This is a genomic window from Stenotrophomonas sp. GD03654, assembly GCF_029845105.1.
GTDB lineage: Bacteria > Pseudomonadota > Gammaproteobacteria > Xanthomonadales > Xanthomonadaceae > Stenotrophomonas > Stenotrophomonas africana.
Genome location: NZ_JAOCLC010000046.1, coordinates 1 through 18,905, shown reverse-complemented (window position 1 = coordinate 18,905; position 18,905 = coordinate 1). Strand labels below are relative to the sequence as shown.

The window sequence follows — 18,905 nt, the reverse complement described above, 5'->3', positions numbered from 1 at the left end:
CCCATGCTGACGGCATGAGCACGCTAGTCTCCCTGCCCGGCGCCACCCCGGTTGCCGCGCCCGATTACCAGTCGCTGGAGCGCCCGCTGAACTTCACCGAGTCGGCGGCCGCCAAGGTCAAATCCCTGATCCAGGAAGAGGGCAACCCCGACTTGGCCCTGCGCGTGTATATCGAAGGCGGTGGCTGTTCGGGCTTCCAGTACGGGTTCGAGTTCGACGAGAACCGCGCCGAGGATGACCTGGCGGTACAGACCAGCGGGGTGACCCTGCTGGTCGACCCGCTGAGCCTGCAGTACCTGATGGGCGCCGAGGTGGACTACACCGAGAGCCTGACCGGTGCCCAGTTCGTGATCCGCAACCCGAACGCGAAGACCACCTGCGGCTGCGGCAGCAGCTTCAGCATGTAAGAGCCCTGTGGCCAGGATGTGCCAACCACGGTTGGCACCTACCAGAGCGGATCAGTAGATCCACGCCATGCGTGGATGCTCTGTGCCTCCATGCCCACAACAGCAGATTGCGCACAGCGCCGACCTTGCCACCCGCATCGATTGGCGGCACGCTTGGCGGATGCCCAATACTCCTTCGCCGCTTTCCGGTTTCGCCTTCGTTGGTGAACCGTTGGAGCGCGCCGATGCCCTGCGCGAAGATGCCGATGCACTGGCGCGCCTGTGGCCGGGCGCGCGCATTCTCGTGCTCGATCAGGACGGCAGCGCCTTCACTGGCGATGACGACCAGCCGCTGGCGCTGACCGGCGCCGACATCGGTGGTGGCCCGGGGGCCGCGATCTTCCTCGGCCTGCGTGGCGAGCAGGCCTGGTTCTCGGTCGAAGCCACCAATGTCACCGTCACCGCTCCGCGCCGCCTCGACCTGCGCCAGGCCGCCCTGCTGTGGTCGATGGCCGATGCGACCGCCTTCAGCTATGCCCGGGGCATGTCCTACTGGCATTCGCGCACCCGCTTCTGCGGCGTGTGCGGTGGTGCTGTGGCATTTGCCCGTGGCGGCTTCGTCGGCCGTTGCGCGCAGTGTTCCACCGAGCACTACCCGCGGGTCGATCCCGCCGTGATCGTCGCCGTGGAAAACCAGGGCCGGCTGCTGCTGGGCCGGCAGTCGAACTGGGCACCGCGTCGTTACTCGGTGCTGGCCGGTTTCGTCGAACCCGGCGAGACCTTCGAGCAGACCGTGGTGCGCGAAGTGCATGAGGAAAGCAAGGTACGCGTGACCGCCTGCCAGTACCTCGGCTCGCAGCCGTGGCCGTTCCCGGGCGCGCTGATGGTCGGCTTCCGTGCCCAGGCGCAGGACGACCTGCCGACCGTGGACGGTGAGCTGGAAGACGCGCGCTGGTTCAGTGCCGACGAGGTTGGCGCGGCGCTGGCCCGCGATGTCGAGGACGATGGCCAGGGCATCCGCCTGTCACCGCCGATCTCGATTTCGCGCGGGCTGATCGAACACTGGTACCGGCAGCAGAAGGGCTGAGCCTGGCCGGCGGCGGCGCCTGTATTGCCGCCACCTGAACACGGCCCGGGTTACAGTGCCGGTCACCGCGGAGGGCGTTGCTGCGACAGGTAAGGTAGCGACGCCGAGCGTTCTGTTTCGTAGGGAGACCTGCCATGTTCACCACTCTGGCCGCCGTGCTGGTGGCACTGGCCCTGGGCCATGTAGCCCCGGCCGCTGCCGCCTCGCTGCGCCGTTTCGACGGCTTCCGGCGATGGCTGGGCTGGCTGGATGCGCGCGGTGGCAAGGCTTGGCAGGGACCGGTAGGGGTGGCGCTGGCGCTGCTGCCGCCGCTGCTGCTGATGGCGCTGCTGGCGTGGTTGCTGCGCGGGGTGCTGTTCGGCCTGCCGTCGCTGTTGCTGGGCGTGGCGGTGCTGGCCTGGTGTTGGGGACCGCGCGACCTGGATCGCGATATCGAAGCGATCATCGACGCCGATGATGCAGCGACGCGGCAGGCAGCGGTGCGCAACCTGCAGGCGGCCGGTGGCAGCCTGCGCGAGGATGTGCCGTCGCTGGTGGAAGCAACGGTGTTCAACGCGCTGCGGCGCTGGTTCGCGGTGCTGTTCTGGTTCCTGCTGCTGGGCCCGGTCGGTGCGCTGGGCTATCGCCTGTTGGCATTGATGGCGAAAAGCCCCATGCGCGCACGCGTGCCGGTGGAGCCGCTTGCGCTGGCACAGCGCCTGCTGGGCTGGATCGAGTGGCCGGTGGCGCAGCTGATGGCGTTTTCGATGGCGCTGGTGGGCAATTTCGATACAGCGTGGAAGGCCTGGCGCCAGGCCCATGGCGAACGCCTGGCCGGTGGCATCGGTTTTCTCGGCGCGGTGGCGCGGGCCAGCGTCAACGCCGAGCTGCGCGAGGACGCGCACGATTACACCGAGGCCGGATTGCTGCCGGTGTGGCAGCGCCTGCCGGACCTGCGCGATGCGATGAGCCTGGTGTGGCGGATGCTGCTGCTGTGGCTGGCGATCCTCGCCCTGCTGGTGATTGCAGGCTGGGTGACGTAGTTGCTTTGCAGGGCTTGCAGCCCTGCACCTGCAGAGTCGACAGCAACAGCAACGGCAGGATTGCTGCGGGTTGGCGGGGTGGGTCGGATGGCGGGGGACGCCGTGAATCCGTCCATGGAGGCTTGGTCGCCGCATCCATGCGGCTCACACCCCCGCTATCCGACCCACCCCGCCTTCGACAGTTTTCCGCGCACTGACGTTCTGTAGAGCCGAGCCATGCTCGGCTCCGAGCGAGCGCCGCGATCCGCTTTTGATCTTCATTTTCTTTTCCGTGGTGGACGCACACGGAAACTGTCCGTGGCCGGGCGGGATGGGTTTGCGGGGGTGTCCGCGGCATGGGCCCGAGGCATGCCTCGGGCGGGTTGGGCAGGAGGCTCAACCCCGGTCTTGCCGTGTGCGCAGGACAGCGCACACGAGCAAGCCGCGGCCAAGCCTCCACGGACGGATTCACGGCATCCCCCGCAAACCCGTCCCGCCCGGCCAACCCCAAGGCTTCTGCCTTCAAACGCCGCCCACCACGAGGGGCTGCGCCGTTGGCTGGAAACCTAGATCGGTGCCAGTGCAGTGAACGGTGCCCACGGCAGGTTGCGCAGCAGCGCATACCCGGGCAGTACCCAGAGCCAGAACACAGGATTGGCCAGCACCCGCATCAGCGGATCGAGCACGCGTGGGCGGATGCCGGCGATGTTCAGCAGCATCAGCAACAGGAACGGCAGGCTGATGACCAGCAGCGGGTTCATCGCCATCGCGCCGGGCAGGTCGAAGTGGACCAGGGAATACAGGCAGCGCGTGCTGCCACAGCCCGGGCAGTACAGGCCGGTCAGGGCGTACAGCGGGCAGCTCGGCAGTGGATTGCCGGCGACATACGGATTGACGTTGCGCAGGACCACCGCGGCACCCACGGCCAGGCCGGCAGAAACCAGCAGCGGCGCCCATCGGGCGAGTCGGGAACGAGCGGGAAGCGCGGACATGCGACAACGGACCCGGCGCAGGCGCCGGATCCGTCCAGGCGTATCAGTAGCCGCTGTTGCTCATCGCGCCCATGCCGCCGAGCACAACGAAGAACAGCACGTACAGCACGACCACGACGACCCAGGCGATGGCGGACCAGATGGCCCACTTCTTGGCCTTGGCGGCCGAATCCTGGGCGCCGGCGATGTCGCCAGCGGCCAGCTTGCCGTTGACCTGGGCGGCGTAGACGATCGACACGATGCCGGCCGGCAGGCAGCAGAACAGGGTGGTCAGGATCGCCCAGACCAGGTTGTTCGGGACCTGCGGAGTCGCAGTATTCATGGGTTCAAGCTCCTTGATGGGTGGTGGTGGTAAATCATTGGTCGGAAAGAGCGCCCAGTACGGCCAAGCCGCCGAACAGCCCGAACCACAACAGCAACAGGACCGGCAGGGCCACGGCCGAAGCCACCGCCCACCAGCCCGCCTTGCGCGACGCACTGTAGGCCCCCGGCAGGTCGCCGGCCGCGCGGCGGCCATCGACCTGGGAGGCATAGACGATCGACACCACGCCCAACGGCAGGCAGCAGAACAGCGTCGTCAGGATCGCCCAGACCAGATGGTTGGGGATGTAAACCGGACGGCTGAGCGGTGGTGGCTGATTCAAAGCAAGACTCCATTCCTTGGTGGCCAGCCGTGATGTATCGGCCGGACCTCCCCCCTGTGGGTGCGTAATCTACCGCAACCAACGTTGCATGTATGCGTTTACAGTCAAGACATGTCGCGTACGTCACCGGACGGTGGCCTATGCGAGGGAGGCTGCCGGGCCCGCCTGGCGGGCCGGGTCCGTCAGGCGTGATCGCCGCGCAGGGCCCGCACCTGGGCCTCCAGCACCGGGGCACTGGTGCTGTGGCCATCCACGGCCGGTGCCGCCACCACCTCGACGGTGGCGCGGAAACGGCGCGGCACGCGCATGCGGCCAAGGCGGCTGTCGCGGCGGCTCCACATGCTGGACCACATGCCGCGCAGCGCCATCGGCACTACCGGCACCGGCCGCCGTTCGAGGATCTTCTCGACACCGGACTTGAACGGCGCCATCGCGCCATCCTTGGTCAGCGCGCCTTCCGGGAAAATGCAGACCAGCTCGCCTTCGGCCAGCGCGGCGTCGATCTCGTCGAACGCGCGCTGCATCAGCGCCGGGTCTTCGCGCGCACCGGCGATCGGGATCGCCTTGGCGGTACGGAAGATCCAGCGCATCACCGGGATGTTGAAGATCCTGTAGTACATGACGAAGCGCACCGGGCGCGGAATCGTCGCCGACAGGATCAGTGCGTCCATGTAGCTGACATGGTTGCAGACCAGCAACGCGGCGCCCTCGTCGGGCACGTTGGCCTCGATGCCGTGTGGGCGCAGCCGGTACAGCGTGCGCACCATCAGCCAGCTGAGGAAGCGCATCAGGAATTCGGGGACGATGGTGAAGATGTAGATCGCCACCAGTGCGTTGGCGATGGCCAGCGCCAGGAACTGCTGCGGGATGCTCCAGTGCAGCAGCTTGTGCGCGGCCAGTGACAACAGGGCTGCGCCGACGATGAAGCCGGAGTTCTGGATGTTCAGTGCGGCGAACACGCGCGAAATCTGCGCCTTCGGTGTGCGGCTCTGGATCAGAGCGAACAGCGGCACCACGAAGATGCCGGTGAACAGACCGATGCCGATCAGGTCGATGACGATGCGGATGCTGCCGGGCTGCTGCAGGAAGGTGCCGATGGTCAGCCCGTGCACCGTCGCCTCGCCGCTGCGGGCGAAGTACAGGTCGAGCAGGAACGCGGTCATGCCGAATGCACCCAGCGGCACCAGGCCGATCTCCACCGTGCGCGCCGATAGCTTCTCGCACAGCAGCGAGCCAACGCCGGTGCCGACCGAGAACAGGGCCAGCGCGAAGATGTACAGGGTCGGTTCGCCGCCGAGGTTGGTCACCGCATAGGCCGGCAGCTGCGAGGTCAGCACGGTGCCGACGAACCAGAACCAGGATACGCCCAGGATTGAATTGCGCACTGCCTTCTGCTGGCGCGCCATGCGCAGCACCGCCAGCGATTCCGGCAGCGGGTTCCAGTTGATTTTCAGGTCCGGGTCGCCGGCGTCGACCTTGGGAATCAGGCGCGCGGCGACGTTGCCGCAGATCGCCAGGCCGATGATCGCGCAGGCCGCCACCACCGTGCCGTGGCTGCCGGCCACGGTGAACACCAGTCCGCCGACGATCATGCCGGACAGGATCGACATTGAAGTGCCCATTTCAACCAGACCGTTGCCGCCGGTCAGCTCTTCGGGCTTGAGCACCGAGGGCAGCACCGAGTACTTCACCGGGCCGAACAGCGTGGATTGCATGCCAGTGCAGAACAGGGCGACCAGCAGCACCGGCAGGCTCTGGGTGAGGAAGCCGGTGGCCGCCAGCGACATGATCACGATCTCCATGGTGGTGGTGATCACGATCAGCCGCGACTTTTCCAGTTTGTCGGCGATCTGCCCGGCCAATGCCGAGAACAGGAAGTACGGCAGGATGAAGATGGCCGGCGCCAGCGTGGCATACAGCCCCAGTTCTTCCTCTGGCACGGCCATGAACAGCAACATGCTGATGATCGCCTGCCGGTACACGTTGTCGTTGAACGCACCGAGCGCCTGCACGACGAAGAACGGCAGGAAACGGCGCTGGCGCAGCAGGGCGAACTGGTTGTGACCGGACATGGGGCCTCCTTGACCGGCGCAGCCTAGCATTCCTTCCCATCTGCTGTGGGTGCGGACCTGTGGGTGCGGACCGTTGGTCCGCACACGTTGAAAGGTCTCAGACGATATCGTCGACCACGCCGCCATCCACCCGTAGTGCCGCACCGGAGGTGGCGGAAGCCTGCGGCGAGGCCAGGTACACCACCATGTTGGCCACTTCCTCGACCGTGGCGGTGCGCTGGATCACCGAAGACGGCCGGTGCGTCATCACGAACTCGCGGCCGATCTGCTCCAGTGGCTTGCCGCTGCGCTGGCGTTCATCTTCGAACATCGCCGCGAAGCCGTCGGACAGGGTCGGGCCGGGCAGCACTGCGTTGACGGTGACGCCGCTGCCGGCCACTCGCTTGGCCAGGCCGCGCGACAGCGACAGCTGCGCGGTCTTGCTGACCCCGTAATGGATCATGTCAGCGGGAATGTTGCGGGCCGATTCGGAGGAGATGAACAGCACGCGGCCCCAGCCGGCATCGACCATCGCCGGCAGCAGTGCCCGTGACAGGCGCACGCCGGACATCACGTTGGTCTGCCAGTAGCGCTCCCAGGTGGCATCGTCGGTCTCGAAGAAGTCCTCGGGGCCGAATATGCCGGCGTTGTTGACCAGGATGTCGACCTGGGGAAGGCCCGCCAGCAGCGTGTCCACGCCGGCCGCATCGGAGAGGTCGGCGGCGACGCCGATCACCTCGGCACCCGGAACGGCGGCGAGCAGGCGCTGGCGGGCCCGTTCGACACTGTCGGTGCTGCGGCCATTGAGAATGACCCGCGCACCTGCGCTGGCCAAGCCCTGGGCGATCGCCAGGCCGATGCCGGCGGTGGAGGCGGTGACCAGCGCGGTGCGGCCACTGAGTTCGATTTTCATGACGATGATTCGGAGCGGGGGATTGCCCAGTATCCGCGTGGCGGCGTGATCGAACTGCAGCGCCAGGCGCAACGCGCCGTTGCACACGGCGCAGTAGATCCACCCCGTGCGTGGATGAAATGCCTGATTCAGCGATCGGGATCAGGTCAGGCTGCGCACCGCCTCATTGGCCGCGGCCCGCACCTTCGGCAGCATCCGCAGCACCAGCGCCATCTGCGTGCGGATCAGCTGCAGCTTCGGCGGCATCGCCTCGTCGATCTGCTCCAGCTCGGCCGCCACCGCGCGGTCGGCGTCGTTGTCGTCCTCACTGACCGGTTGCCGTGCGGTCAGGGCCGAGGCCAGCTGCTGCAGCGCCTTGCGTACGCGCTCACCGGCGGCCAGCGCCAGCGGATCGCCGGCGTAACTGTCCACCTGGTCGCGGTGCGCACCCAGCGCCGAAAGATGGCCGAGCAGCATGTTGGACAACGCCAGGAAATGGAAACCGGCATCGAGGTTGCGGCGCACGTGGCCCGGCTCGCGCAGCATGTTCGACAGCGCGGTGGACAGCGCGGCATCGGCGTTGTGCATGTCGCGGCGGGCGATGCGGTAGGCCAGGTCATCACGCATGCCACTGCGGTACTGGCCCAGCACCGAATCCAGGTAGCGCGCGGCGGTGTCCAGCACGCGCGCCAGCACCAGGTGCAGCTGGCGGCCCTGCCAGTCGGGCAGGATCAGGAACGCGGCGGCGGCGGCGATCGCGCAGCCCAGCAGCGTATCGACCATGCGCGGCACGATCAGCACGAAGCCATCGCCGATCAGGTTGAAGCAGGTCAGGGCCATCACCGTGATCGCCGCCGACGCCACCAGATAGCGGTCGGTGCGGGTGAAGAAGAACAACAGCGCCGACAGCAGCGCGATGAGCAGTTGTACGTGCAGTTGCGGGAACAGCTGCAGCAGCGCCCAGGTCAGTACCAGGCCGGCCACGGTGCCGACGATACGTTGCGCCAGGCGCTGGCGGGTGGCACCGAAGTTGGGGCGGCACACGAACACGATGGTCAGCAGCACCCATGAGCCGTTCTGGGCATTGAACAGGCGGATTGCCGCGAAACCGGCGATCAGCGCCAATGCCATGCGCAGGCCGTGGCGGAACAGGACCGATCCGGGCGTGAGCTGCTGGCGGACGCGCACGCCCATCTCGCTCAGGGTGTGCGGGTTGCTGTCGCGCAGGCGCGTATCGACGTTGTCCAGGCTGGCTTCGGAGCGCTCCGCATCCAGCAGGCGGCGCTCGATGCTGCGCAGGTTGTGCACCAGCAGGTCCAGCGAGCCAAGCAGTCGCTGCCACTGCGGCCGTTGCTGGTCGCGCAGGTAGGCCAGCGCATCGGCCAGGTCGCGTCCGGCCTGCTGGTTGCTTTCGCCATACACGAACGGACGGCGCAGGCGGATCGCCTCGCCCAGCCGCGCGCAGGCCTGGCCCTGCAGGTCGAGCAGGCGCTGGCAGCGGTACAGCACATCGCTGTGGAAGAAGGCGTCGACCAGCGCACCGTACGGGTAATGCGAGGAGCTGGCGCGCTCGTGGAAATCCTGTGCCATGTAATAGAGGCGCAGGTAAAGGCCGGAGTTCACGCCGGGCCGGCCGGAGCGGCCGAAGCGGGCGAGAATCGCGGCCTTGGCCTCGTTCAATGCACCGACCACGCGCCGGTTCTGCTCGGCCAGGTCGAGCTGGCGACGTTGCAGGTCAGCCTCGCGCACCGGCTCGAACAGTGTTGCCTTCAACTGCAGGTAGCGGCCCAGTTCAACGTACAGGCGCGCCACGCGTTCGCGAACCGGACGGTTGGCGAACAGTGCGGTCCACAGGATCGACAGCAGGCCGTACCAGACCGCACCGGCCAGCAGATGGCTGACCGCGTCCAGCGCGCTGTGCAGGTCGCTGGCGCCATGCTGCTCCAGCCCGATCATGGTGTAGATCGCCAGCGTCACCGTGGCCTGGGCGATCGACGCATAGCGCTCGCCGAGCGCACCCAGCAGGGTCAGCCCGAACGTGGACAGCGCCAGCGCACCGATGAAGATCCATGGCCAGGGGAACAGCCAGATCACCGAGGCGGCGGCGAGGCAGAAGCACAGCAGCGACAGCAGTACCGCCTTGGTACGGCCCCACCAGTTGTCATCGGTCTCGGCGATGGCGCTGGCGATGATGCCGAGGAACACGCCGGGCAGGGCGGTGAGCGCATCCAGCTGCCAGCACACGGCAAGCGCTGCGGTCAGGGCGATGAACACACGCAGGCCGTAACTGGCCTTTTCGTGGGCCCAGAGACGGCTGAGGCGGGATTCGCGGGCGGACATGCAGGCTCGGTGGAAGGGTCTTCCACCATTATTGCGGGCTGCGCGTGAAATATGGAGTGCGGACCAACGGTCTGCACCCACCGTCCGCACCCACGGTAGTGCCGGCCGCTGGCCGGCAGATTCGCGATAAGGAGAAAGCCGGCCAGCGGCCGGCTCTACCCGTAGAACCACGCCATGCGTGGATGGGCCCTTCTACGCCCGCTGTGCGCGCTTGAGCAGCTTCGCTTCGCGCTTGCGCGCGCGACGCGCCCGCCAGCGCTCGGCCAGGCAGGAGAAGATCACGTACAGCGCCGGCGTGCTGAGCAGGGTCAGGCTCTGCGAGAACAGCAGGCCGCCGATCATCGCGATGCCCAGCGGGCGACGCAGTTCGGACCCTTCACCCAGGCCGATCGCCAGCGGCACCGCCGCCAGGATCGCCACCATCGTGGTCATCATGATCGGGCGGAAGCGCACGATGCTGGCCTCGCGCGCAGCATCGCGTGGTGCCAGGCCATGCTCGCGCTGCGCGACCAGCGCGAAGTCGATCATCATGATCGCGTTCTTCTTGACGATGCCGATCAGCAGTACCAGCGCGATCATCGAGATCACCGACAGCTCGGTGTTGGTGCCAAACAACGCCAGCAACGCACCGACGCCCGCCGCCGGCAGTGTGGACAGGATGGTGACCGGATGGATCAGGCTCTCGTAGAGCATGCCCAGCACCAGGTACACGGTCAGGATCGCGGCGAACACCAGGATCAGCATGTCGCTGGGATCGGAGTTGAAGCCGAAGCCCGCGTCGTCGGCCAGGCGGATGTCGCCGGGCATGCGCATGCCGGCCACCGTCGCGTCGATGATTGCCTTGGCCTCACCCATGCTCACGTTCGGAGCCAGGTTGTAGCTGAGGTCCATCGTCGTGTACTGGTTTTCGTGGGTGATCTGAGACGGTGCCAGCCCCGGGACCTGGGTGGCCACCGCGGTGATCGGCACCATGTCGCCGTTGCGCGCACGCACGTACACCTCATCCAGTGCCGCCGGGGTGGCGGTCTGCGAAGGCAGCGCATTGACCACAACGCTGTACTGGTTGATGTCCGAATAGATGGTGGAGATCTGGCGCTGGCCGAACGCACCGTACAACGCACCGTCGATGGCGCCGACCGTGATGCCCAGGCGCGCGGCTTTGGCGCGGTCGATCTGGATGTTCTGGCGCAGGCCTGCATTGTCCACGTCGGTGCCGACGTCACGCAGCTTCGGGTTCTTCTTCAGCTCTGTCTGCAGCTTGGGCAACCATTCCTGCAGTGCGGCCAGATCATTACCCTGCAGCGAAATGCGGTACTGCGCGCCCTGGCTGGAACCACCGCCATCGTTGCTGGGCAGATCCTGGATCGCGCGCAGGCGCAGCTGCAGGTCAGGGTAGCGGTCGGCCTTCGCACTGAGGCGCGCCAAGGCATGCGCGGTTGTTTCGCGGCGGCCGTCGCTGCGCGACTTCAGCTCGATGTTGAACTGCGCGCTGGAGCCCTGGCGGCCGCTGCCCAGGCGCACACCCACGGTTTTCACCGCCGGGTCGGCCATCAGCATGTCGGTGATGCGGCGCTGGCGGGCGACCATGTCCTCGAAGGACACCGTGGCACTGGAGTTGGCGCGGCCCCAGATCAGGCCGGTGTCCTGCGGCGGGAACGCGCCCTTCTTCACCGCCCCGAACAGGAAGATGGTGACGCCGATCAGGATCAGCGGCGTCAGCGACAGCAGCAGCGCGTGGCGCAGCGAGAAGTCCAGGAACACGGTGTAGATGCGCAGCATGCGCTCGTGGCCGGCATCCAGCCAGCGGCCGAAGCGCGACGGCGGCGCGCTGTGGTCGTGGGCGCTGAGGAAGCGGCTGCACAGCGCCGGGGTCAACGTAAGCGAGACGATCATCGAGACCACGATGGCCGCCACCAGAGTGACGGTGAACTCGCGGAAGAACGCGCCCATCATGCCGCTGGCGAACAGCAGCGGAATGAACACCGCCACCAGCGAGGCGGTGATCGAGACAATGGTGAAGCCGATCTCGCGCGCGCCGGTCAGCGCCGCCTGCATGCGCGGCATGCCCTCGTCGAGGTGGCGCATGATGTTCTCGATCACCACGATCGCATCGTCGACCACGAAGCCGATCGCGATCACCAGCGCCAGCAGGCTCAGGTTGTTCAGGGTGAAGCCCATCACGTACATCACCAGCGCGGCACCGGCCAGCGACAGCGGTACGGTCACCGCAGCGATCAGCGTCGGTGCCAGCCGGCGCAGGAACAGCGCCATGGTCAGCACCACCATCGCCAGGCTGATCAGCAGGGTGATCTGCACCTCATGCAGCGACGAGCGGATGGTTGGCGTACGGTCGAAGTACGGCGTCATCGTGGTGCCGGGTTGCAGATAATCGCGCAGGGTCGGGATCTGCGCCTTGACCCGGTCCACGGTCTCCACGATGTTGGCGCCGGCGCGGGTGAACACGTACATCACCACCGCTGGTTTGTGGTCGAACCATGCGGCCTGGTAGGCGTCCTGCTGGCCGTCGTAGACGTTGGCGATGTCCTTCAGTCGGATCACCCGGCCGTCGCCCTGGGTCTTGACCACCAGGTCGGCGAAGTCGGCGGCGCGTGCCACCGAATCGTTGGCGATGATCGCGGTGGTGGTGTTGCCATCGCTGAGGAAGCCGGTGGGCGAGGTCACGTTGGCCGCGCGCACGGCATTGCGCAGGTCATCGGCGGTCAGGCCCAGTGCGTTCATCAGGCGCAGGTTGACGTCCACGCGTACCGCCGGCGTCGACGCACCGGCGATATCGACCGAGGCGACGCCGCTGATCTGGCGGATGCGCTGTGCCAGCAGCGAGTCTGCGACGTTGTACAGCTCGTCGGCCGACTGCGTCTGCGAGGTCAACGCGATGGCGATCACCGGATCGTCGTTCGGGTTCGCCTTCTGGTACATCGGCGAGCCCATGCCCGAGGGCAGGTCGGCCTGTGCCGAGTTGATCGCCGTCTGGACGTCCAGTGCGGCCGAATCGATGTTGTGGCCGCTCTGGAAGATCATGAACACCAGCGAGCTGCCTTCCGAGCTCGACGAGCGCATGCGGTCGATGCCCGGCAGCTGGCCGAGATGGCGTTCCAGCGGTGCGGTGACCGTGGAGGCCATGGTCGCCGCATCGGCACCGGACTGGCTGGCATGCACGAAGATCACCGGGATCTCGATGTTCGGCAGTGCCGATACGCCCAGGCGCAGGTAGCAGATCAGGCCGACCATGAACAGGCCGATGGCCAGCAGGGCGGTGCCGATCGGGCGGCGGATGAAGGGGCCGGACAGGTTCATCGTGCGGCCCACCGCAGCAGCGGGGCGTGGATCATGCCTGCGGCTCCTGCAGCGAACCGTTGCGCAGCGCGCGCTGCTCGCGGCGGCGGGCAAGCCATTCGGAGAAGCGTTCCATGTACAGGTAGATCACCGGCGTGGTGTACAGGGTCACCAGCTGCGACAGCAGCAGGCCGCCGACGATGGCGATACCCAGCGGGCGGCGCAGCTCCGAGCCGATGCCGGTGCCCAGCGCCAGCGGCAGTGCGCCGAGCATTGCCGCAGCGGTGGTCATCATGATCGGGCGGAAGCGCAGCAGGCAGGCGCGGCGGATCGCTTCATGCGCGTTGGCACCGGCGCGGCGCGCCTCGATCGCGAAGTCCACCATCATGATGCCGTTCTTCTTGACGATGCCGATCAGCAGCACGATGCCGACGATGCCGTCCACCGACAGGCTCAGGCCGCACAGCATCAGCGCCAGCAGCGCGCCGACACCCGCCGGCGGCAGCGTGGAGATGATCGTGATCGGGTGGATGTAGCTCTCGTACAGCACGCCCAAAACGATGTAGATCACCACCAGCGAGGCCAGCAGCAGCCACACCACGTCGGTCTGGCTGCCGGTGAACTCGGCGGCCTTGCCGATGAATTCGGCATGCAGATGGGCCGGCATGTCCAGGCTGTCCTTGGTTTCCTGGATGGCACGTACCGCATCGGACAGCGAATAGCCGGGCGCGACGTTGAACGAGACCGTCACCGCCGGCAGCTGCTGCTGGTGGCTGACCAGCAGCGGCGCACTGCTGACCTTGCCTTCGGCCAGTGCCGACAGCGGGATGATGTTGCCGGCGCCGACGGTGATGCCGGTGTTCTGCGCGCCGATGCCGGTGGCGGTCGACGAGTTCGACGAGGTGACCTGGCCGAAGCTGGTGGCGTTGGTGCCGGTCAATGCGCCGGCACCGTTGGACGCCACCGCCAACTGCTCCATCAGCGCCGTGCTGGTGCGGAACTCCGGCGCCACTTCCAGTACCACGCGGTATTGGTTGAGTTCGGTGAAGATGGTCGAGATCTGGCGCTGGCCGAACGCATCGTAGAGCGTGTCGTCGATGGTCTGCATCGGCACGCCCAGCACGCTGGCCTTGTCGCGGTCGATGTTCAGCTCCAGGGCGCGGCCCTGGTTGGACAGGTTGTTGTCCACGTCGGCCAGTTCCGGACGCTTGCGCAGCGCTTCGGTCAGGCGCGTGGCCTGGGTCGCCACCGTTGCCGAATCCACGTCCGACAGCGAGTACTGGTACTCGGTGGCGGCCACACGGGTATCCAGGGTCACGTCCTGCACCGGCTTCAGGTACAGCGCCACGCCGGGAATGCCGGCCACTGCCTTCTGCAGGCGCGGCAGGATCTCGTCCAGGCCATCGCGCTGGCTGCGCTCCTTCAGCACGATCGACAACTGGCCCTGGTTGAGCGTGGGGTTCATGCTGCCGGCACCGATGAAGGCCGAAACGCCCGTCACATCCGGATCGTGGCGCAGCGCTTCGGCGACCTGCTTGGTGCGCTGCTCCATCTGCGGGAAGGCGATGTTCTGGTCGGCCTGCACCACGCCGGTGATCAGACCGGTGTCCTGCTCGGGCAGCAGGCCCTTGGGAATCAGCACATACAGCAGCACGGTCAGCACCAGTGCGGCGCCAGCCACAACCAGGGTCAGTCGCTGGTGGCCCAGCACCCAGTCCAGGCTGTGCTCGTACAGGCCAACGGTGCGCGTCCACAGGTTCTGCTTGCCGGCGGCGGCCGCGCGTTCGTGCGCGTCCTCACCCTCGGGCAGGGCGTCGGGCTTGAGCAGGTAGGCGCACATCATCGGGGTGAGCGTCAGCGAGATCAGCATCGACAGCACCACGGCGATGCTCAGCACCCAGGCGAACTCGTGGAACAGACGGCCGGTGACGCCAGGCATCAGCAGCAGCGGCAGGAACACCGCCACCAGCGAGACCGTCAGCGACAGCACAGTGAAGCCGATCTGGCGCGCGCCGATCTCGGCTGCTTCCTTGCCACTCTTGCCCTGCTCGATGTAGCGCACGATGTTCTCGATCATCACGATCGCATCGTCGACCACGAAGCCGGTGGCCACCACCAGCGCCATCAGCGACAGGTTGTCCAGCGACATGCCGGCAAAGGCCATCACCGCGAAGGTGCCGGCCAGCGACAGCGGCACCGCCACCGAGGGAATGATCGTGGCCCACAGCCGGCGCAGGAACACGAAGATCACCGCTACCACCAGGCCGATGGTGAGGATCAGGGTGAACTGCACTTCATGCACCGAGGCGCGGATGGTCTCGGTGCGGTCGTTGAAGATTTCCAGGTGCACGTCGGCCGGCAGCACGCCCTGCAGCTGCGGCAGGATCGCGCGGATGCGCTCGACGGTCTGCACGATGTTGGCACCGGGCTGGCGGCGCACTTCCAGCAGTACCGCCGGCTTGCCATCGGCCCAGGCGGCCAGCTGATCGTTCTCCACGCCATCGATCACCTCGGCCACGTCCGACAGTCGCACCGGGCGGCCGTTCTTGTAGCTGATGATGGTGTCGCGATACTCCGCGGCGCTGGCCAGCTGGTCGTTGGTGCCGATGCTGTAGGACTGGGTCTTGCCGTTCAACGACCCCTTCGGCGCATTGACGTTGGCCTGGGTCAGCGCGCTGCGCAGCTGCTCCAGGGTCAGGCCCATGTTCGACAGCTGCGCCGGATTGACCTGGATGCGCACGGCCGGGCGCACGTTGCCGGCGATCGAGACCAGGCCCACGCCCTGCACCTGCGACAGACGCTGGGCCAGGATCGAGTCGGCGTAATTGTTGACGTCGCGCAGCGGGCGCGTGTCAGAGGTCAGTTTCAGGGTGACGATGGCTGCGTCGGCCGGATTCACCCGGTTGTAGACAGGCTGGTAGGGCAGCGACGAGGGCAGGGTGGCCTGGCGGATCGCCGCCTGCACGTCCTGTGCGGCGATGTCGATGTCGCGGTCCATCGAGAACTGCAGGATGATCGTCGACAACCCGGCCGACGAGTCGGAGGTCATCAGTTCCAGCCCGGAGATCTGCCCGAACTGGCGTTCCAGCGGCGTGGTGACCAGCGACGCCATGGTGGTGGCGTTGGCGCCAGGGTACTGGGTGGTGACCACCAGGCTGGGCGCATCGATTTCCGGCAGCGCCGACACCGGCAGCTTGCGGTAACCCAGGATGCCCAGCAGCAACAGGCCCGCCATCAACAGCGAGGTGGCGATGGGACGGCGGATGAAGATCGTCGAAAAGCCCACGGACTGATCCTTGCTGGCACTTCAATGTCGGCGCCGGCAGGTTCGCCGGCGCGAGGGAGATCAGTGGCCTGCGCTCAGCGCGGGCCACCACCGCGACGGCCACCGCCGCCCGCGTTCTTCTGTTCGGCGGCCTTCAGTTCGGCCTCGGTCGGCGCGGCCGGGGTCTCGCCAGGCTTCAGCGCGTTGACCTTGCTGCCCGGCTTCAGGCGGAACTGGCCTTCACTGACCACCCGCTCGCCGCCCTTCAGGCCTTCGGCGATCTGCACCTGGCTGTCGCCCACTTCCACACCGCTGCGCACGGTCTGCATCTTTACCGTGTTGTCGCCCTGCACGACGTAGACGTACTCGCCATCCGGGCCACGCAGCACCGCCTGGGTCGGGATGACCACACCACCTGCGATCGTGCGCAGCTGCATGCGCACGTTGACGAACTGGCCCGGCCACAGGCCGTTGTCGGTGTTGTCGAAGATCGCGCGCGCCTTGAACGTGCCGCTGTCGGCGCTGATCAGGTTGTCGACCACATCGAGCTTGCCATCACCTGACAGCACGTGCGAATCGGCACGGTCCAGCGCGGCCACCGGCACCGTGCCGGCGGCCTGCGCCTGGCGCACGTCGCCGAGCTGGCGCTCGGGCAGGTTGAACAGCACGTGGATTGGATGGATCTGGGTCAGGGTGACCAGTGCGGTGCCGGCGTTGACGACGTTGCCTGCGTCGACCGCACGGATGCCGGCGATGCCGGAGATCGGTGCGGTGACCTTGGTGTACTGCAGCTGCACCTGCGCCGAGCGCATGCTGGCCTCGTTCGCCGCGACTGCGCTTTCGTACTGTGCCACTTGGTTTCGCTGTGTATCAAGATCGGTCTTGGCGACGTACTGGCGATACTCCGGCGCGTTCGAGCGCTGGAAGTTGGAGCGCGCGGTGGCCAGCAGGGCTTCGTTCTGGCGCTTGGCCGCGGCGGCCTGGTCATAGCTGGCCTGCGCGGTGCGCGGATCGATCACCGCCAGCACATCCCCCTGCTTCACTTCCTGGCCTTCGCGGAAATTCAGGCTCATCAGCTGGCCGCCGACCTGCGGGCTGACGGTGACGGTATTCATCGCGGTCACCGTGCCCAGCGCGCTGGCATACACCGGCACGTCCTGGCGTGTCGCATCGACCACGGTCACCGGCACCGGGCCGGCATCCGGATCTTCACCGCCCTGGCGCGCACCCGCTGCGGGTTTTCCAGCCTTGTCCTTGCCGCCACCGACGACGCGCAGGCCGACCACGGCCAGCACCAGCACTGCCACGACCAGCAGCACGATCTTCCAAACACGTGACATTACGAGGACTCCGAGAGGGCTGGACCGGGCGGGACGCCGGGGGCAATGCGCAAAGCATACCTGTGCCACATCACGTTTCCTGCATGACGGATGGGACGGGCGCTAAGACCGGATCCGGCGCCGGAGGTTCCCGTGGCGGCGGTGTTGCCCTACATTCAGCCGGAACCCCCTTTGTTGTGGAGATCGCGATGCGCCGTTCGCTGCTGCTGTCCGCCCTGCTGCTGGCCCTGCCGGCCCTCGCCCACGCCCAGGACGGGCAGCGCCCCGAAGTGACCGCTGCCGCGCAGCGCCTGCAGGCCAAGGTGGTCGAATGGCGCCGTGACTTTCATCAACACCCGGAGCTGTCCAACCGCGAGGAGCGCACCTCGGCCGAGGTGGCCAAGCGCCTGCGTGCGATGGGACTGAAGCCGAAGACCGGCATCGCCCATCACGGCGTGGTGGCGATCATCGAGGGCGGCAAGCCGGGGCCGAAGATCGCCCTGCGCGCCGACATGGACGCGCTGCCGGTGACCGAGCAGACCGGCCTGCCGTTTGCGTCAAAGGCCACCGCGCAGTACCGCGGGCAGACCGTGGGCGTGATGCACGCCTGCGGCCACGACGCGCACACCGCCACGCTGCTGGGCGTGGCCGAAGCACTGGTGGCGATGAAGAAGGATCTGCCGGGCCAGGTGATGCTGATCTTCCAGCCGTCCGAAGAAGGTGCACCGCCACCGGAGGAGGGCGGCGCTGCGCTGATGCTGAAAGAGGGCCTGTTTGCCGACTTCAAGCCGGAAGCCGTGTTTGGCCTGCATGTGTTCTCCAGCGTGCAGGCCGGGCAGATCGCCGTTCGCGGTGGCCCGCTGATGGCGGCGTCCGATCGTTTCGGCATCAAGGTGATCGGCCGCCAGACGCATGGCTCGGCGCCGTGGAACGGGGTTGATCCGATCGTCGCCACTGCCGATCTGGTTGGCACCGCGCAGACCATCGTCAGCCGCCGCGCCAACCTGTCCAAGCAGCCGGCGGTGCTGACCTTCGGTGCGATCAACGGCGGCATCCGCTACAACATCATTCCCGATGAAGTGGAGATGGTCGGCACCATCCGCACTTTCGATGAAGGCATGCGCCAACAGATCTTCGCCGACCTGCGGAATGTGGCCGAGCACACCGCCGCCGCGCATGGTGCCAAGGCTGTGACCGAGATCTACGAGGCCGATGGCAACCCGGCCACGGTGAACAACCCGGCCTTGACCGCGAAGATGCTGCCGAGCCTGCAGGCGGTGGTGGGCAAGGACAACGTCTACGAGCCGCCGCTGCAGATGGGCGCGGAGGATTTCTCGCTGTACGCGAAGGAGGTGCCGGGCATGTTCTTCTTCGTCGGCTCCACCAGCGTGGGCATCGACCCGGCGACGGCGCCGGCGAACCATTCGCCGAAGTTCCTGCTGGATGAGAAGGCGCTGGATGTCGGGTTGAGGGCGTTGCTGCAGGTGAGCCTGGATTACCTGCACGGTGCCGGCACCCCGGCGGGGTGAGGGTTTCCGGCAGGGCTTGCAGCCCTGCACCCGCCGAAGCAACGGCAACATCAACGGCAGAAGCGGTGCTGGATTTCTGCTGGTTGGGCGGGGCGGTGTGGGCCT

Annotated in this window: 13 protein-coding genes; 4 read left to right on the top strand and 9 right to left on the bottom strand. The window is 67.0% G+C overall.

Going from position 1 to position 18,905, the window contains the following annotated elements:
• Positions 1-14 precede the first annotated feature (14 nt).
• From erpA to ampE, 3 genes are all read left to right on the top strand, one after another.
• Complete coding sequence (gene erpA / locus N5J73_RS16275) at positions 15-407, top strand: iron-sulfur cluster insertion protein ErpA (protein WP_005419789.1); 393 nt, start codon at positions 15-17, stop codon at positions 405-407.
• 160 nt (positions 408-567) lie between these two features.
• Positions 568-1,473 (top strand): NAD(+) diphosphatase, encoded by a 906-nt coding sequence (gene nudC, locus N5J73_RS16270; protein ID WP_049448408.1) that lies wholly within the window; start codon positions 568-570, stop codon positions 1,471-1,473.
• A 134-nt stretch (positions 1,474-1,607) separates the two neighbouring features.
• The gene (ampE, locus tag N5J73_RS16265; protein ID WP_049448407.1) at positions 1,608-2,495 is read left to right on the top strand and encodes a regulatory signaling modulator protein AmpE; all 888 of its coding nucleotides are present in this window, start codon (positions 1,608-1,610) and stop codon (positions 2,493-2,495) included.
• A 545-nt stretch (positions 2,496-3,040) separates the two neighbouring features.
• On the opposite strand, the gene N5J73_RS16260 is transcribed toward ampE, so the two are convergent.
• The 9 genes from N5J73_RS16260 to N5J73_RS16220 form a co-directional block, all read right to left on the bottom strand.
• Positions 3,041-3,466, bottom strand: a complete 426-nt coding sequence (locus N5J73_RS16260) for a DUF2752 domain-containing protein (protein WP_049448405.1) — start codon at positions 3,464-3,466, stop codon at positions 3,041-3,043.
• 43 nt (positions 3,467-3,509) lie between these two features.
• Complete coding sequence (locus N5J73_RS16255) at positions 3,510-3,788, bottom strand: CD225/dispanin family protein (RefSeq protein ID WP_006473644.1); 279 nt, start codon at positions 3,786-3,788, stop codon at positions 3,510-3,512.
• Positions 3,789-3,822: 34 nt separating this feature from the next.
• On the bottom strand, positions 3,823-4,110 hold the full coding sequence (locus N5J73_RS16250; RefSeq protein WP_005419784.1) for a CD225/dispanin family protein: 288 nt from the start codon (positions 4,108-4,110) through the stop codon (positions 3,823-3,825).
• Positions 4,111-4,292: 182 nt separating this feature from the next.
• Positions 4,293-6,182, bottom strand: a complete 1,890-nt coding sequence (locus N5J73_RS16245) for an MFS transporter (RefSeq protein ID WP_049448403.1) — start codon at positions 6,180-6,182, stop codon at positions 4,293-4,295.
• A gap of 97 nt (positions 6,183-6,279) precedes the next feature.
• Positions 6,280-7,074, bottom strand: coding sequence for an SDR family oxidoreductase (locus N5J73_RS16240; protein WP_049448467.1), 795 nt, complete (start codon positions 7,072-7,074; stop codon positions 6,280-6,282).
• A 141-nt stretch (positions 7,075-7,215) separates the two neighbouring features.
• Positions 7,216-9,393, bottom strand: coding sequence for a YccS family putative transporter (yccS, locus tag N5J73_RS16235; RefSeq protein ID WP_049448401.1), 2,178 nt, complete (start codon positions 9,391-9,393; stop codon positions 7,216-7,218).
• Positions 9,394-9,585: 192 nt separating this feature from the next.
• Positions 9,586-12,708 (bottom strand): efflux RND transporter permease subunit, encoded by a 3,123-nt coding sequence (locus N5J73_RS16230; protein WP_049448400.1) that lies wholly within the window; start codon positions 12,706-12,708, stop codon positions 9,586-9,588.
• 31 nt (positions 12,709-12,739) lie between these two features.
• Positions 12,740-15,973, bottom strand: coding sequence for an efflux RND transporter permease subunit (locus tag N5J73_RS16225; RefSeq protein ID WP_049448398.1), 3,234 nt, complete (start codon positions 15,971-15,973; stop codon positions 12,740-12,742).
• Positions 15,974-16,047: 74 nt separating this feature from the next.
• Positions 16,048-17,292: an efflux RND transporter periplasmic adaptor subunit gene (locus tag N5J73_RS16220; protein WP_049448397.1), complete on the bottom strand. Its 1,245-nt coding sequence runs from the start codon at positions 17,290-17,292 to the stop codon at positions 16,048-16,050.
• Positions 17,293-17,480: 188 nt separating this feature from the next.
• Between N5J73_RS16220 and N5J73_RS16215 the strand changes: the two genes are divergently transcribed.
• Positions 17,481-18,800, top strand: coding sequence for a M20 family metallopeptidase (locus tag N5J73_RS16215; RefSeq protein WP_049448466.1), 1,320 nt, complete (start codon positions 17,481-17,483; stop codon positions 18,798-18,800).
• The last annotated feature ends 105 nt before the right edge of the window (positions 18,801-18,905 follow it).